The 14,513-nt window shown below is 57.9% G+C and carries 16 protein-coding genes and 1 tRNA gene; 13 read left to right on the forward strand and 4 right to left on the reverse strand.

Going from position 1 to position 14,513, the window contains the following annotated elements; genetic code table 11:
* Window positions 1-121: 121 nt before the first annotated feature.
* From ACR0C9_RS02075 to ACR0C9_RS02085, 3 genes are all read left to right on the forward strand, one after another.
* Complete coding sequence (locus ACR0C9_RS02075; RefSeq protein ID WP_170622331.1) at window positions 122-2,407, forward strand: glycosyl hydrolase family 28-related protein; 2,286 nt, start codon at window positions 122-124, stop codon at window positions 2,405-2,407.
* Window positions 2,408-2,529: 122 nt separating this feature from the next.
* Window positions 2,530-2,856 (forward strand): antibiotic biosynthesis monooxygenase family protein, encoded by a 327-nt coding sequence (locus ACR0C9_RS02080; RefSeq protein WP_170452244.1) that lies wholly within the window; start codon window positions 2,530-2,532, stop codon window positions 2,854-2,856.
* A gap of 64 nt (window positions 2,857-2,920) precedes the next feature.
* Window positions 2,921-3,328 carry a universal stress protein gene (locus ACR0C9_RS02085; RefSeq protein ID WP_170452242.1) on the forward strand — a complete coding sequence of 136 codons (408 nt, stop codon included), beginning with the start codon at window positions 2,921-2,923 and terminating at the stop codon, window positions 3,326-3,328.
* Window positions 3,329-3,331: 3 nt separating this feature from the next.
* Here the strand turns inward: ACR0C9_RS02085 and ACR0C9_RS02090 are convergent, their stop codons facing one another.
* Window positions 3,332-3,583 carry a hypothetical protein gene (locus tag ACR0C9_RS02090; protein WP_480780280.1) on the reverse strand — a complete coding sequence of 84 codons (252 nt, stop codon included), beginning with the start codon at window positions 3,581-3,583 and terminating at the stop codon, window positions 3,332-3,334.
* Between the two features lie 352 nt (window positions 3,584-3,935).
* Between ACR0C9_RS02090 and ACR0C9_RS02095 the strand changes: the two genes are divergently transcribed.
* Window positions 3,936-4,352: an excalibur calcium-binding domain-containing protein gene (locus tag ACR0C9_RS02095; protein WP_480780281.1), complete on the forward strand. Its 417-nt coding sequence runs from the start codon at window positions 3,936-3,938 to the stop codon at window positions 4,350-4,352.
* Window positions 4,353-4,376: 24 nt separating this feature from the next.
* Here ACR0C9_RS02095 and ACR0C9_RS02100 read toward each other — a convergent pair whose 3' ends face one another.
* Window positions 4,377-4,805, reverse strand: a complete 429-nt coding sequence (locus tag ACR0C9_RS02100; protein WP_480625686.1) for a hypothetical protein — start codon at window positions 4,803-4,805, stop codon at window positions 4,377-4,379.
* Window positions 4,806-5,500: 695 nt separating this feature from the next.
* On the opposite strand from ACR0C9_RS02100, the gene ACR0C9_RS02105 reads away from it, so the two are divergent.
* Window positions 5,501-5,860 (forward strand): hypothetical protein, encoded by a 360-nt coding sequence (locus tag ACR0C9_RS02105; RefSeq protein ID WP_170452235.1) that lies wholly within the window; start codon window positions 5,501-5,503, stop codon window positions 5,858-5,860.
* Window positions 5,853-6,380 (forward strand): hypothetical protein, encoded by a 528-nt coding sequence (locus ACR0C9_RS02110; protein WP_170452233.1) that lies wholly within the window; start codon window positions 5,853-5,855, stop codon window positions 6,378-6,380. The genes ACR0C9_RS02105 and ACR0C9_RS02110 overlap by 8 nt, the downstream gene beginning before the upstream one ends.
* A gap of 6 nt (window positions 6,381-6,386) precedes the next feature.
* Here ACR0C9_RS02110 and uvrB read toward each other — a convergent pair whose 3' ends face one another.
* Window positions 6,387-8,573: an excinuclease ABC subunit UvrB gene (gene uvrB, locus ACR0C9_RS02115; RefSeq protein WP_170452231.1), complete on the reverse strand. Its 2,187-nt coding sequence runs from the start codon at window positions 8,571-8,573 to the stop codon at window positions 6,387-6,389.
* An 81-nt stretch (window positions 8,574-8,654) separates the two neighbouring features.
* On the reverse strand, window positions 8,655-8,798 hold the full coding sequence (locus ACR0C9_RS02120; RefSeq protein WP_480780282.1) for a hypothetical protein: 144 nt from the start codon (window positions 8,796-8,798) through the stop codon (window positions 8,655-8,657).
* Window positions 8,799-8,955: 157 nt separating this feature from the next.
* On the opposite strand from ACR0C9_RS02120, the gene ACR0C9_RS02125 reads away from it, so the two are divergent.
* The 7 genes from ACR0C9_RS02125 to ACR0C9_RS02155 all read left to right on the forward strand — a co-directional run bounded on the left by ACR0C9_RS02125 (window position 8,956) and on the right by ACR0C9_RS02155 (window position 14,487).
* Window positions 8,956-9,267, forward strand: coding sequence for an ETC complex I subunit (locus ACR0C9_RS02125; RefSeq protein ID WP_170452229.1), 312 nt, complete (start codon window positions 8,956-8,958; stop codon window positions 9,265-9,267).
* Window positions 9,268-9,744, forward strand: a complete 477-nt coding sequence (locus ACR0C9_RS02130) for a GNAT family N-acetyltransferase (protein WP_170452227.1) — start codon at window positions 9,268-9,270, stop codon at window positions 9,742-9,744.
* Window positions 9,745-9,765: 21 nt separating this feature from the next.
* Window positions 9,766-9,842: transfer RNA gene (locus tag ACR0C9_RS02135), tRNA-Arg, on the forward strand.
* Between the two features lie 559 nt (window positions 9,843-10,401).
* On the forward strand, window positions 10,402-11,415 hold the full coding sequence (gene iolG, locus ACR0C9_RS02140) for an inositol 2-dehydrogenase (RefSeq protein ID WP_480780283.1): 1,014 nt from the start codon (window positions 10,402-10,404) through the stop codon (window positions 11,413-11,415).
* A 123-nt stretch (window positions 11,416-11,538) separates the two neighbouring features.
* Window positions 11,539-12,480: a sugar ABC transporter substrate-binding protein gene (locus ACR0C9_RS02145; protein ID WP_170452223.1), complete on the forward strand. Its 942-nt coding sequence runs from the start codon at window positions 11,539-11,541 to the stop codon at window positions 12,478-12,480.
* A gap of 74 nt (window positions 12,481-12,554) precedes the next feature.
* The gene (locus ACR0C9_RS02150) at window positions 12,555-13,667 is read left to right on the forward strand and encodes an ABC transporter permease (RefSeq protein WP_170452221.1); all 1,113 of its coding nucleotides are present in this window, start codon (window positions 12,555-12,557) and stop codon (window positions 13,665-13,667) included.
* A 1-nt stretch (window position 13,668) separates the two neighbouring features.
* A complete protein-coding gene (locus ACR0C9_RS02155) occupies window positions 13,669-14,487 on the forward strand; it encodes an ATP-binding cassette domain-containing protein (RefSeq protein ID WP_170452219.1) in 819 nt (272 codons plus the stop codon).
* Window positions 14,488-14,513 lie beyond the last annotated feature (26 nt).

Consider the following 14,513-nt stretch of genomic DNA (forward strand, 5'->3'; position numbering starts at 1 on the left):
CGGTGGGATGAGCCGCAGTTAATCCCTTTTGGATACTCAGACTTTCGCGTTCGGGGTGGACCCGGGCTGAGGGTTTGAACGTGTCGCTGTTCTGTGCGGCGCGATTGGGAAAGGGATTTCTATGAACAAGGCAATCACCGACGGCATCGTTTTCATGCCGCCTCAATTCGCGGATGGTCTGGGGGTTTGGTCTGCGGGGGACGGGACACCGGGCTCGCCCACCTATGCCGGGTCGGGCACGGGGGCATTTGTGCCAGCGGATGCGGATTTTGGCGGCTGTCTTGAGATTCTGAAGGTCAATCCAACGCAGCAATTGCGCTATATGGGCCAGACGCCACTGCTGCCCGGCTGCTATCTGCAGATCAAGGCGCGTGTCAAAGCCGTCAGCGGTCCGTTGCCCGAGGTTCGGATTGCGGCCTGGGCTGGCGGGGCCGGGGATACAAACCTGACCGGCGTGATCGAAGAGGGGCCGGCGACGCAGCTTTCCGGCTATGGGGCAGTGCATGAAATCACCGCAATCGTCGGCACCGGGCGTCGCCCCGGGGTGGACATGCCCTGGGGTGTCGATGCGCTGTACGGCCATTTTGGTCTGGATATCCTTGGTGCCAACGGCGCACTGGTGCGGGTCGATGACATCGAGATCACGGATGTGAGCGGCGTGTTCCTGCGCGAGATGATCAGCGTTGTGGATGTGCGCGATTACGGGGCCATTGGCGACGGTGTCACCGATGACTCGGCTGCGTTCGAGGCGGCGGATCAGGCTGCGGGCGGTCGTCGGGTCTATGTTCCGCAGGGCACGTATCATTTGGCCGAAAATACCAGCATGGCGTCCGAGATGGATTTCGAAGGCACGGTGACCATGCCCGACGACAAGATGCTGCTGTTGACCAAGAATTTCGATCTGCCTGCCTACATCACCGCTTTCGGGGATGAGGAACTGGCCTTCAAAAAGGCATTTCAGGCTTTGCTGAACAACTCGGACCACGACTCGCTGGATCTTGGCGGGCGCAAGGTCGCGGTGACGGGGCCGATTGATATGGCGGCGGCTGTGCCCAACAAGCAAGGCTTCTCCACCCGACGTGTGATCCGTAACGGACAGTTCGACGTCAAAAGCAGCACGGATTGGGACACCGAGACCTTCACCTCGGTCGCCACCTATGACCCTTCCGACAATACCCGCCTTACGGATGTGGCCAATGTGGCGAATATCCCTGTTGGATCACTGGTGCAGGGCGCAGGCGTGGGGCGCGAGATTTACGTGCGATCCAAGGATGTCGGTGCGGGCGAGATCACGCTGAATGCGCCGATCTATGACGCCTCGGGCACGCAGACCTATACGTTCCAGTCCTTCAAATATCTGCTGGATTTCAGCGGCTTCAGTACGCTGCGCAAATTCGGCATGGAGCAGATCGAATTCCAGTGCAACAGCCGGTGCAGCGCCATCCGTCTGGCGCAGTCGGGCAGCACGTTTTCGCTGAACGATTGTTTCATCAGCCGCCCCAAAGATCGCGGCATCTCGTCAACCGGGACCGGGTGCAAGGGGATGCTGATCGACAATTGCCAGTTCCTGTCCGCCGAGGAATCCTTCACCGTGCCCGAGCGTAACTCGATTGCGCTGAACACAAACGCGAATGACATCAAGCTGCGCCATAACCGCGTCGTAAGGTTCAAGCATTTCGCCGTGGTGGGCGGCGACAACAACATGATTTTGGGCAATCATTTCTTTCAGGGGGACAGCATTCCGCAGGGCGTTCGCACCGCTGGCCTGATCATGATTGGCACCTACAACAGCTCGACCATTGCCCAGAACTACATCGACAACTGCTTTATCGAATGGAGCAACGAGCGCGACGCAGAACCCAGCTATGTTTCGGGCAATTCGTTCAGCGCCATGAGCATCACGGACAACATCTTCTATTCCAGCGAAGCACCGCCCTGGTTCAGCTATATCGTGGTCCGCCCCCATGGGCCGGGGCATTTTCTGAACGGGCTTTCGGTAACGGGGAACGTGTTCCGGTCAAGCAGCAGCGACATTGAACGCGCCGAGCGGGTGGATACAACGTTTGCTGACCTCAATAAGGATCGCCACGTCAATGTGACGTTCCAGAACAACACCTTTCACGGTATCGACAAGAAAGTAGCGAACCCTCTTCGGCTTCGCCATACACAGAACACGGCTGCCGGGACATGGAGCGTTTGGACCTCTGCCCGCTTGCCATTCAAGGGCAAGGCGCGAAGCTGCGATTCCGTCACCGCGCTGGGGGCGCTCAGAAGTACGCTTGGCACAGTTCGCTATGCCACGCCCTATGTCGATGTCGAGCAGGGGAACAACGAAGACGGTGTTCGCCTGCGGTGGCAGGAAAACCTGAGGGGTACGGCATCTGTTCTGGTGCGAATGGAGCGGTAAGTGCTCAGGCGGTCGCCCCAAGCGGGCGGCCGTCATTCTCTTGCCAAAATTACAAGAATCCAAGGAATTGCGCGACTTATAGGTTTCCTGTGCTAGGCTGAGATCAGCCAAAGGAGGATCAGATGCCGACCATCGCCAAAACCGCAACCGTGCAGACCGTCATTACAACATTTGAAATGACACCGGGAACCTGTCAGGACCTGTTGGAAGCGCTGACGGATGCCTATTCCAGCTTTATCTCCAAGCAGCCGGGATTCGTATCAGCGGGCCTTCATGTGAACGACGCGCAGACCCGCATTGCCAACTATTCACAGTGGGAACGCCGTGAGGATTTCCTGGCCATGTTGCGCACGCCCGAGATGCGGGACCGCAACCGCAAGCTCAATGAATTATGCAAGAGTTTCGAACCGGTCATGTACGAGGTGGCCGAAACCTTTGACCGATCCTGACCTGGATCAAGGCCTCTGATTTCCGCGTGGTTTACTATGACTGCGGTTAAACGGAGGCCCTAAAATGTATCACAACATTCTTGTCCCCATTTCCTTCGACACCGAACGGGATACGTCCGGCCCGATCAAACTGGCCGAGGTATTGGCAACACCGGACGCAAAGGTCACCTTGCTGCATGTTGTCGAGCATATTCCCAACTATGCGATTTCCTACATGCCCGCCGAATATCTGACCGAAGCGCGCAAGGCCATTCAGACCGAGCTGGATGACCTTGCCGCAAAACTGCCCAATGCCGAAGGGCTGGTGATCGAGGGGCATTCGGGCCGCAGTATCCTGGACTGGGCCGAGGCACACAGCCCGGATCTGATCATCATGGCATCGCATCGGCCGGGGATGCAGGACCTGCTGTTGGGGTCTACCGCGACGCATGTGGTGCGCCACGCAAAATGCGCGGTTCACGTGGTCCGATGACGTCTAGAAATCCGCAGGGCTCAGACGGTAGGCTTTTCCGAACCCTGCGTTGAGCAGCCCGTCGGTGATGTCAAAGCGAACAAACCCGAAGTCGGCAAAATCGACATAAAGCTTGGCCTTCGGGCGCAACTCCAGATAGCGCAGGCGCAGACCCGCATGATCGGGTGTGCCTCGGGCGATCAACTGCGCTGTGGCGTGCAATGTTAGGCGCGGATGTGTCAGCGGATCGCCCTTGTCCGCCGGTTCTCCGATCAATAGCGCACAGGCTGGGTTCGCGTGCAGAGCACGTGTGTGATCGGACAGCGTTTGAAATCAACGAGATCGGTTGCCCATTCTCATCTGTCGCCAATGCAATGCGCGACGATGATGGCAAGCCGTTGTCCGGGCGCAGAAAGGACAGCGCGGCAAAACTAGCGCTGCCCACCAGATCGCGCGCCAACTTGCGCGCTGTATCGTCCGTGGGTTGGTATGGGTCGGCCTTGGGCATCGCACTCGGCTTGCTGTCGCGTCAGAGATGACCATTTGATACGGGTTTGAGGGACACAGTTCCAGCCCGTCGGGTCGCCGCCGCCTCGGCTTTGCCACAAATCGCGTATACAGACGGGGTATGGATTTGGATCGCCCTACGCAGGAACAGGAACACCTGAACCCGCAGCCCTCAAAGCGACACCTGCGCGCTGATGCGACGCGGCGGCGGGCTTTGTCGCCTTTTCGCATTGGGCTGATGGTCGTGGCCTTACCCCTGACAACTGCTCTGATCGCGGCGAACATCTACATCCGAATGTCCGAGTTCGACCGGAACGGAGCGATCCTGCACCTCATCGCCCTGTCAGGCTGCGAAGCACCCGCAAAGCTTGGCTTTGGTCCCTTCCGCAAAGGTTATGCCGGGTATCACGAACGCTATGACCCGGACCGCAACGGTGTCTCGTGCGAAAAGTCAGGTCAGGTGCGCGCCAACAAATCACCCACATCCGGCACGGCAAGACAACGCGCTGTGGGGAACGCGAAATTCGTGCGGCCCTGATCCGTTCGGCCTGATTTCTTCACCTCAGGACAATTGAGCCCCGGCGCAGTCGCGAAAAATGCGGACCTGCGGCGCGGCACCGTCCAAAGGAAACTCGGCCACCCCGTCCTGAGTGAAGGCGTAGGCGGTCTGATTATATTCCAACCCGTCCAGCACATTTCCGAACCCGGTATCCGTGACAGTCAGCGAGGCCGCACCGTCCGACAACACATGGCGCGAGGTGGCAATTTCGATCGGGTTCGGCCCCTCAAACCGCATGGCAAACCATGGGGCCTGTGTCCAGGCCTCGGTCTTTTGCGTGACCGTCAGCGTATAGAGAGGTTGGGACGGGTCGTAGGTCAGGAAGATTTCGGCCTGTTCGGTGTCATGCGACAGGGTGCAGATTTGACCCACCGAGGCCTCCCATGCGGTGGCCGGGGTGGCGAGGAGTATCGTGAGCAGAAGAAGGCGCATGACGGAAACTTAGCTGTCGATGGGCCTTGGGCAAGGGTGGTGATCTGTCTTTACGACAGACGTTAGTAGTGCACGAGGCGGCCTGATTGAAGGCGCTGACGGATTTTTCATAAAACTGCGCCAGATCCTCGGCCAGCACCACGCGGGTGCCCCGTACCCGGTCAATGGCGCTTTGGAATTCGTGCAGGCTGTGTGGGGTGTTCGTCATGACAACCGTTTTGAAAACACAACCTGTTTTTTCAAACGTGGAGGAGAGGGCGTTGGGCTGTAAGGGTAGTGTCGGGCTGTAGGATGGGTGATTTCACCCATCAATGTTCATCACAAAAAAGATGGGTGCGAGCACCCATCCTACGCTTGCTGACAGATTTTCCTGAGAAGCGCGCCTGGTCCTTTGCCTGTACCACACGAGCGCCGTGCACTCGGTGAATGGCGCATTAGATCTCACGCCTAGAGAGAACGTGTTGGGGTGCGTCACGGCAACCGTTTGGAACCACAATTTGTGATCTCAAACGCGAAATAGAAGGGTTTTGGCTGCAAGTTCTTAGTATACGTTTGTGAGTAGGTAAGGGTCATATCCCCTTTTTTGAGTTTAGAGAGCATTGGAGGAATGAGTTGAAAATCCATCCAGCGCCTTTGGTAAGATTATGAGATGCCAAAAAAAGATGATAAGGTATGTTGGTTTTTGAGGGTTTGGTATGAAACGTAGTTTGTATTTGCAATCAATAGTTGTGGTATTTGCACTATTCAGCACAACCACATTCGCACAGTTTTCAGATTCAACAGCCGAAGATGAAACGGAGCAAGATGATGCATCGGCTGGCCAAAGCAGCGAGCTTGAGCAGGAAGGCGGTGGCTGTAAGCTACTTACACTAAAACGGAAATCCGGCGAGACGTTGAGTTTAGATGAATCAACACAGCTGCTAAATTGTTTCGAAAGCCCACTTGAGTTTGGTGATGACTGGGAGGGCTTCATGGCAAACCAACCATCACCAGATGCATTCGGAGATCCAAACAACTTTGCCCCGTGGCTAACACTGGATGAACTCAATGTATAAAATTGATTTGTTACTATCTTTGGAGAAAACAGCAGTATTGTTTGGGTGCAGTTTAGCACTGGCCCTAACTTCAGTCTTAGCGTTGTTTTTGTTCAATTTGGTGAGGGACAGATGCGTTAGCGCCGAAGCCAAAATGGACGTTTCTTACGGAACGATTTTAGGACTTGTTCTGGTTTTTGGATGTTTGGCAGGCGTTATCGGGTTACTTATGGGTAGTAGCCGTACTGCCGCTGCAGGTAATGTTTTGCCGGTAGCATTGACGTTTATTGGCGGGTTGGCGATATTTTTGATCACAAAGGAAGCAAACAAAGCCGTTAACGTTTCAGCTTCTGTTTTGGCATTTTCATTGATGCTTCTCTTTGGCACGGTAATCGGTTCGTATGAACGAGCGAGAGCGACTGAACAGGTAGCTCTAAAAACCTGGGATATTGAGAGACAAAAGTGGTTGGCGCAGCGAGAATTTGCGATAAATGCCTATCGAGATACCCTGGGTTTGAAGCCACTTGGCGAAAAAAAGTAGAGGCTATCACCTCTTCCGCCGCTTCACATTCCCACCCCGTTGGCCCGGCCTCCCAGCCGTTGACCGCCCACGCGACCTAACCGCGTCTTCCGAGGCTTTCTCGACCGCCCATTGACGCGCCATGGGGTCGTCGGCGACGGCGAGATCGACCGCTTCCAGACGTTTGATCTCATCCCGGATGTTGGCGGCCTCTTCGAATTCCAGGTTCTCGGCGGCTTTGCGCATCTGGTCGCGCAGACCGTCCAGATGGGCCTCAAGATTGGCACCGTGCATCGGTTTGTCGATGGTGGCGGTGACGCGATTCATGTCCACGTCGCCTTCGTAGAGCCCGGCCAGAACGTCCTCGACATTCTTTTTCACCGTCTCGGGGGTGATGCCGTGTTCCTCGTTATAGGCAAGCTGTTTGGCGCGGCGGCGGTTGGTTTCGCCCAAGGCGCGCTCCATCGAACCGGTGATCTTGTCGGCATACATGATAACACGGCCATCGGCGTTACGCGCGGCGCGGCCGATGGTCTGGATCAGTGAAGTCTCGGACCGCAGGAACCCCTCTTTATCCGCGTCCAGAATGGCGACCAGCCCGCATTCGGGGATGTCGAGCCCCTCGCGCAGAAGGTTGATGCCGACCAGCACGTCAAACGCGCCCAACCGAAGGTCGCGCAGGATTTCGATGCGTTCCAGCGTGTCGATATCCGAGTGCATGTAGCGCACCTTGATGCCCTGCTCGTGCAGGTATTCGGTCAGGTCCTCGGCCATGCGTTTGGTCAGCGTCGTGACCAGCGTGCGGAAGCCGATGGCGGCGACCTTGCGCACCTCGTCCAGCAGGTCGTCCACCTGCATCGACACGGGGCGGATTTCGACCTCGGGGTCCAGCAGGCCGGTGGGGCGGATCACCTGTTCGGTGAAGACGCCGCCGGTCTGTTCGATCTCCCACTTGGCGGGGGTGGCCGAGACAAAGACGGATTGCGGGCGCATGGCATCCCATTCTTCGAACTTCAGGGGCCGGTTATCCATGCAGGACGGCAGGCGGAACCCGTGTTCGGCCAGCGTGAACTTGCGCCGATAGTCGCCCCGGTACATGCCGCCGATCTGCGGCACGCTGACATGGCTTTCATCGGCGAAAACGATGGCATTGTCGGGGATGAATTCGAACAGGGTCGGGGGTGGTTCGCCCGGTGCGCGGCCTGTCAGATAGCGCGAATAGTTCTCGATCCCGTTGCAGACACCGGTGGCCTCGAGCATTTCCAGATCGAAATTGGTGCGCTGTTCCAGCCGTTGCGCTTCCAGCAACTTTCCCTCACCCACCAGTTGGTCCAGCCGGATGCGCAGCTCCTTTTTGATCCCGATGATCGCCTGCTGCATCGTGGGTTTCGGCGTCACATAGTGCGAGTTCGCATAGACCCGCACCTGTTCCATCGTTGCTGCGCGCTCACCGGTCAGCGGGTCGAATTCGGTGATCTGTTCCAGTTCTTCACCGAAGAAGGACAGTTTCCAGGCGCGATCCTCAAGGTGGGCGGGCCAGATTTCCAGTGAATCGCCCCGCACCCGGAACGAGCCACGCTGAAAGGCCTGATCGTTGCGGCGGTATTGCTGGGCCACCAGATCGGCCATCACCTGCCGCTGGTCGTATTCATTGCCAACCTTCAGGTCCTGCGTCATCGCCCCGTAGGTCTCGACCGAACCAATGCCGTAGATGCAGGACACCGAGGCGACGATAATCACGTCATCCCGTTCCAACAGCGCCCGCGTGGCCGAGTGGCGCATTCGGTCGATCTGTTCGTTGATCTGGGATTCTTTTTCTATGTACGTGTCCGAGCGCGGCACATAGGCCTCGGGCTGGTAGTAATCGTAGTAGGACACGAAGTATTCTACTGAGTTCTCGGGGAAGAAGCCCTTGAACTCACCATATAGCTGCGCCGCCAGCGTCTTGTTGGGGGCAAGGATGATGGCGGGGCGCTGGGTTTCTTCAATCACCTTGGCCATGGTGAAGGTCTTGCCCGTCCCGGTCGCGCCCAGCAGGACCTGATCGCGCTCGCCGTCGAGAACGCCGCCGGCTAGTTCCCTGATCGCTGTCGGCTGGTCTCCTGCGGGGGCAAACTCGGTATGCATCACGAACTGTTTGCCGCCTTCCAGTTTCAGGCGGGCGCGGACGTCTTCGGCGGTCAGTTGGGTCTTGTCGGAATGGGCATAGGGCATGGGCAGGCTCCAGGTCAGGCCCTTACATTTGTTCTTATTTTGTCCAACTGCAAGTCCTGATCTGGTTTTTGAAAACGCCTTTCAGTAATACGCAAGCCGACCGTCCGGGATTTGATCCGATTGCACCTGTGGCGGAAATTCGTCAGTGTTCATAAACCGGCTTAGAACGGCCCGGTTGGCCTCGGGCCGGGCATCGATTTCAAGGGTTCTTTCGTGGTGGATCAAGTTGCAATCCTCATCATGAGCTGAACCCTTTTTAGGCCACGTTGATGACAGTTTCTGGCATCAGTCGGATCGCTGAAACCCGCGACAATTGCGGACTTGTCCGCGCCGCTCGCGTGGCGCATAAACATGATCAGCCAAGTGAGGACGGAGAGGCGACATGCGCGCACGGATTTACCAGCCTTCAAGAAATGCGATGACCTCGGGCATGGCAAAGACCCGCAAATGGGTTCTGGAATATGCCCCCGCCTCGGCGCGCGAGGTTGATCCGCTGATGGGCTGGACCTCGTCCAATGACACGCAGACTCAGGTTCGGCTGAAATTCGATACCAAGGAAGAGGCGCTGGAATACGCCAAGGATAACGGTATCGAGGCGCAGGTCAGCGAGCCGCATAAGCGCAAACCCAACCTGCGCGCCCGGGGCTATGGCGAGAACTTCGCCACCGACCGGCGCGGCCCCTGGACGCACTGAGTGATCGACATTCGTCAGGCCGACCCCACATCGGACGCTTTGCGCCCGGTGGTCGAGGCGCATTTTGCCCATAGCCAAACGGCTGGCCCTGCGGAAAGCAATCATACAATGGATGCCGATGCGCTGTCCGGGTCGGGGATCCGGTTTTGGGCCGTTTATGACGGCGATCAACCGGTGGGATGCGGGGCGCTGAAGCTGTTGCCGGACCAAACGGCCGAGGTGAAATCGGTGCACATCCTGTCACAAGCGCGCGGACGCGGGCTTGCGCGCGCGATGATGGATCATCTTGCGGAACACGCCCGGTCGGAAGGGTTATCCGCGCTGGTTCTGGAAACCGGCGCGGCGCATTTGCCGGAATATGACGGCGCCCGCAAACTGTACGAAGCATTGGGATATTCCTATTGCGGCCCGATCTACGGCTATGAGGATGATCCCAACAGCGCCTTCATGCGCTTGGGCCTTGAACCCCGCCCGTAAAAACCGCAAGAAGGGCGCAGCGGTCCCTTAGCTCAACTGGATAGAGCAGCTGACTTCTAATCAGCAGGTTGAGGGTTCGAGTCCTTCAGGGATCGCCATTTCCAACCGATGCAACCGACCCATCGCGCGCGAAATCTCGTTTGTGTGATCCGGGTCACTGACCGGCCCCACAGAATCAGTCAAAGTGACCCTATTGATGAGTTGGCGTCAGTTGGTTTTATGACGTGAGTTTTTTTAAAGTTCTCCCCAAGACACTTGGCGCGTTTGTTTCAAACGCGCCATTTTCTTTTGGCCTTGGGGGAGGGTGAGGGGCTGGGTGAGGGGGTCAGGCCAGCCCCTCGTAAGGGGTTACTGAGTGGTAGTGTAATCCGCTGACCTCAAACTAGCCCAAGTCTAAGGCCTCGGATATTGGGGGATTCCCGTACGGATCGCCTTTTCTGGTCGGATTTTCTGCGATTTCCCACAAAATTCGAGCGATTTTCGGGGCCTTTGATCAAAACAGGGCCAACCTTAGGCGTGAGTCCGACGGGTGATTCCCATCCGTCAAAAGGCGCTTGGCCTGTGTTTGCCTGTTTCCTCGTGGCATCCCGAAAAAAAATCTTGCAACCGGTTGCAAAGAGCAACATTGTGACGCCAAGTAAGATTCGGGAGAATTACATGCTGAAGGTCGGGCTGCTTGGTGCTGGTCGTATCGGACGTGTCCACGCGCAAGCCATTACGTCGCATTCGGAAAGCAAGCTATGTGCGGTGTCGGACGCAATGGCCGAAGCCGCGACGCAACTTGCCGAGGCGCATGGCGCGCAGGTGCAAAGCTCGGACGAAATTATCGATAACCCGGATATTGATGCGGTACTGATCGCAACGCCGACCGACACGCATTCGGACCTGATCGAGGCTGCAACGCAGGCAGGCAAGGCGGTTTTGTGCGAAAAGCCGGTCGATCTGGACCTGCAGCGGGCGCTTGACTGCCAGACTGTTGTGGCCGGGCGCAAGCCACCTGTCATGATTGGGTTCAACCGCCGGTTTGATCCCAACTTTTCCGCGATGAAGGCCGCTGCCGACGCAGGTGAGATTGGCAAGGCTGAGCTGTTGTCGATCACCTCATTCGATCCTGCACCCCCGCCGGTCAGCTACATCAAGGTTTCGGGCGGGCTGTTCCGTGACATGATGATCCACGATTTTGACATGGCGAACTATCTGATGGGGGAAATCCCTTCCTCTATTTCCGCGGTCGGGTCCTCGGTCGTGGACCCCGAGATCGGGCAGGCCGGGGATGTTGATACCGCTGTTGTCACAATGACTTACGCCGATGGTCGGATCGCGGTCATCAAGAACTCGCGCCGCGCGGCCTATGGTTATGACCAACGGGTTGAAATGCTGGGATCAAAGGGGTTGCTGCAGGCCCAGAACATGCTGGAAAACACGGTGGTCAAATCGACGGCGGACGGCGTTGTCGGGGCCAAGCCTACCTACTTTTTCCTTGAACGCTATATGCCTGCGTATCGGGCCGAATGGGATGCATTTGTCCAGGCCGCAACGTCGGGCGCGGCGGTTCCGGTGACTTTGGATGACGGTGTCGCTGCGCTGGCCATGGCCGAAGCGGCAACGCAATCCGCGCGGTCGGGCGCACCCGTCCAAATGGCGGAAATTTTGAAACCGGTTGCAAAATGAGCGAATTTCTTCAAACTGAAAACGGCTCGGTACCACTTCCGGCTACGACAGATTCGGTCCGACCGAGTGAATGGGGCGGATAGCCCAGGACAAAAACAGACGGTTTTTATGGGAGGAAACCAAATGAACAAGTTTGTGAAACGAGTGCTGATGGCCAGTGCTGTGGCGGTTGCGGCGGCCACGGGCGCTGCGGCGGAAGGCGAAAAGTACATCCTGGTCAGCCATGCCCCGGACAGCGACAGCTGGTGGAACACGATCAAGAACGGCATCGCGCTGGCGGGTGATCAGATGGGTGTCGAGGTCGAGTATCGCAACCCGCCCACCGGCGACATTGCCGATATGGCGCGGATCATCGATCAGGCGGCAGCCTCGGGGCCGAACGGGATCATCACCACTCTGGCCGATTATGACGTGTTGAAAGGTCCGATCACATCTGCCGTGGACTCGGGCATCGACGTTATCATCATGAACACCGGCACGCCGGATCAGGCGCGCGAGGTTGGCGCGCTGATGTATGTCGGCCAGCCCGAATATGACGCCGGTCTTGCCGCCGGTCAGCGCGCGAAAGGTGACGGCGTCACCAAATTCCTGTGCGTGAACCACGCGATCCAGCAGCCCACGGTGGGTGAGCGTTGCCGCGGTTTTGCCGATGGTCTGGGTGTTGAACTGGGCGATGCGATGCTGGACAGCGGCACCGACCCGGCGGAAATCAAGAACAAGGTTCTGGCCTATCTGTCCGCAAACCCGGATACCGATGGCATCCTGACTCTGGGTCCGGTGTCGGCTGATCCCACCGTTGCGGCGCTGAAGGAAAACGGCATGGCCGGTGACATCTATTTCGGTACCTTCGATCTGGGTGAGGAAATCGTTAAAGGCATCAAGGACGGCACCATTCAGTGGGGCATCGACCAACAGCCCTTCCTGCAGGCCTATCTGCCGGTTGTGATCCTGACCAACTACCATCGCTATGGCGTTCTGCCGGGCAACAACATCAACTCGGGCCCCGGTTTTGTGACCGCAGACGCCCTTGAAAAAGTCGAGGAACACGCGGGCGAATACCGCTGATCCCAACCGGGTGGCGCCAAGGCGCGCCACCCGCCTGACTTCAATCCGCACCTTTCAGATCGTGGAGGCACCCCATGTCCACCACCCAAGTCGCTGACGAACGCGTCAAGGAAATGTCCGCGCTGCGCCGCTGGCTGATCCGCCCCGAACTGGGCGGGATCGTTGGAACCGTCGCAGTCTTTACCTTCTTTCTTCTATTCGCCGCTGATTCCGGCATGTTCAACGCGCAGGGCGTGATGAACTGGGGCACCGTGTCCGCTCAGTTCATGATTATCGCTGTCGGCGCGTGCCTGCTGATGATCGCGGGTGAATTCGACCTGTCCGTCGGCTCGATGATCGGCTTTTCGGGCATGATGATTGCCATCTTTCTGGTGATCCTGGGCTGGCCCGCCTGGATCTCGATCATTGTGACTTTCATTCTGTGCATGCTGATCGGTGCCTTTAACGGCTGGATCGTGATCCGCACCGGGCTGCCCAGCTTTATCGTGACGCTGGCGGCGCTGTTCGTGCTGCGGGGCTTTACCATCTATCTGCCGCAAACCTTCGAGAACAAGACCATCATCGGCGGTATCCGCGACGCGGCAGAAGGCGACTGGCTGGCCCCGATCTTTGGCGGGAAAGTTCTGCAGGGGCTGTTCGTCTGGCTGGGCGACAACGGCATTATCGCCACGTTCGAACGCGGTACGCGCGCCGGCCAACCTGTTGTTGACGGTATCCCCATGCTGATCGTCTGGGCGATTGTCATCATTATCTTTGGCCATGTGCTGTTGACCAAAACCAAGTTTGGCAACTGGATCTTTGCGGCCGGTGGCGATGCCGAGGCCGCGCGAAACTCGGGTGTGCCCGTGAACAAGGTGAAAATCCTGATGTTCATGTTCACCGCCTTCTGCGCCACCGTATTTGCGACCTGTCAGGTCATGGAGTTCGGTTCGGCCGGGGCGGATCGTGGTTTGCTGAAAGAGTTCGAGGCGATCATCGCCGTGGTCATTGGTGGCGCGTTGCTGACCGGCGGCTACGGCTCGGTTCTGGGGGCGGCGCTGGGTGCGCTGATCTTTGGTGTGGTGCAGCAGGGGCTGTTCTTCGCAGGCGTCGAAAGCTCTCTGTTCCGGGTGTTTCTGGGCGTGATCCTGCTGGGTGCGGTGATCCTGAACACCTATATCCGTCGCATCATCACAGGAGAACGCTGAGATGACCGAAGACACCAAATTCCACCACGGCGACTCGCAAGAGCAAAAGCCGATCATCCGTATGGTCGACATTCAGAAACACTTTGGTTCGGTGATTGCGCTGGCTGGCGTCAGTTTCGACCTGAAACCGGGGGAATGCCATTGCCTGCTGGGAGATAACGGCGCAGGTAAGTCGACCTTCATCAAAACCATGTCCGGTGTGCACAAACCCACCGCGGGCGAGATTTTCTTCGAAGACAGGCCGATGCATTTCGAAGACCCGCGCGACGCGATTTCAGCGGGTATCGCCACGGTGCACCAGCATCTGGCCATGATCCCGTTGATGAGCGTCAGCCGCAACTTCTTCATGGGCAATGAACCGACGCGCAAAGTGGCCGGGATCAACTTCTTCGACAAGAAGCTGGCGGATGAGATCACCATGGAAGAGATGCGCAAGATGGGCATCAACCTGCGTGGCCCGGATCAGGCCGTCGGCACGCTGTCGGGTGGGGAACGTCAGACAGTTGCGATTGCCCGCGCCGTGCATTTCGGTGCGAAGATCCTGATTCTGGACGAGCCGACCTCGGCCCTTGGGGTGCGTCAGACTTCGAACGTTTTGGCGACCATCGACAAGGTGCGCAGTCAGGGTGTGGGCGTCGTGTTCATCAGCCACAACGTCCGCCACGCGTTGGCGGTGGGCGACCGCTTTACCGTGTTGAACCGGGGACAGACGCTGGGCACGGCCAAACGGGGTGAGATCACGCCTGAGGAACTTCAGGACCTTATGGCTGGCGGTCAGGAACTGGCCGAACTGGAAGGTTCGCTGGGCGGGACCGTTTAAAACACCGGTGCCCCGCAGGCATGCGG

This window comes from Ruegeria sp. C12 (genome assembly GCF_056537745.1).

Excerpts from the sequence above, each read along its gene's own strand:
- ACR0C9_RS02075 (WP_170622331.1), top strand. The coding sequence starts at position 122 with ATGAACAAGGCAATCACCGACGGCATCGTTTTCATGCCGCCTCAATTC.
- ACR0C9_RS02080 (WP_170452244.1), top strand. The coding sequence starts at position 2,530 with ATGCCGACCATCGCCAAAACCGCAACCGTGCAGACCGTCATTACAACA.
- ACR0C9_RS02085 (WP_170452242.1), top strand. The coding sequence starts at position 2,921 with ATGTATCACAACATTCTTGTCCCCATTTCCTTCGACACCGAACGGGAT.
- ACR0C9_RS02095 (WP_480780281.1), top strand. The coding sequence starts at position 3,936 with ATGGATTTGGATCGCCCTACGCAGGAACAGGAACACCTGAACCCGCAG.
- ACR0C9_RS02100 (WP_480625686.1), bottom strand. The coding sequence starts at position 4,805 with ATGCGCCTTCTTCTGCTCACGATACTCCTCGCCACCCCGGCCACCGCA.
- ACR0C9_RS02105 (WP_170452235.1), top strand. The coding sequence starts at position 5,501 with ATGAAACGTAGTTTGTATTTGCAATCAATAGTTGTGGTATTTGCACTA.
- ACR0C9_RS02110 (WP_170452233.1), top strand. The coding sequence starts at position 5,853 with ATGTATAAAATTGATTTGTTACTATCTTTGGAGAAAACAGCAGTATTG.
- uvrB (WP_170452231.1), bottom strand. The coding sequence starts at position 8,573 with ATGCCCTATGCCCATTCCGACAAGACCCAACTGACCGCCGAAGACGTC.
- ACR0C9_RS02125 (WP_170452229.1), top strand. The coding sequence starts at position 8,956 with ATGCGCGCACGGATTTACCAGCCTTCAAGAAATGCGATGACCTCGGGC.
- iolG (WP_480780283.1), top strand. The coding sequence starts at position 10,402 with ATGCTGAAGGTCGGGCTGCTTGGTGCTGGTCGTATCGGACGTGTCCAC.
- ACR0C9_RS02145 (WP_170452223.1), top strand. The coding sequence starts at position 11,539 with ATGAACAAGTTTGTGAAACGAGTGCTGATGGCCAGTGCTGTGGCGGTT.
- ACR0C9_RS02150 (WP_170452221.1), top strand. The coding sequence starts at position 12,555 with ATGTCCACCACCCAAGTCGCTGACGAACGCGTCAAGGAAATGTCCGCG.
- ACR0C9_RS02155 (WP_170452219.1), top strand. The coding sequence starts at position 13,669 with ATGACCGAAGACACCAAATTCCACCACGGCGACTCGCAAGAGCAAAAG.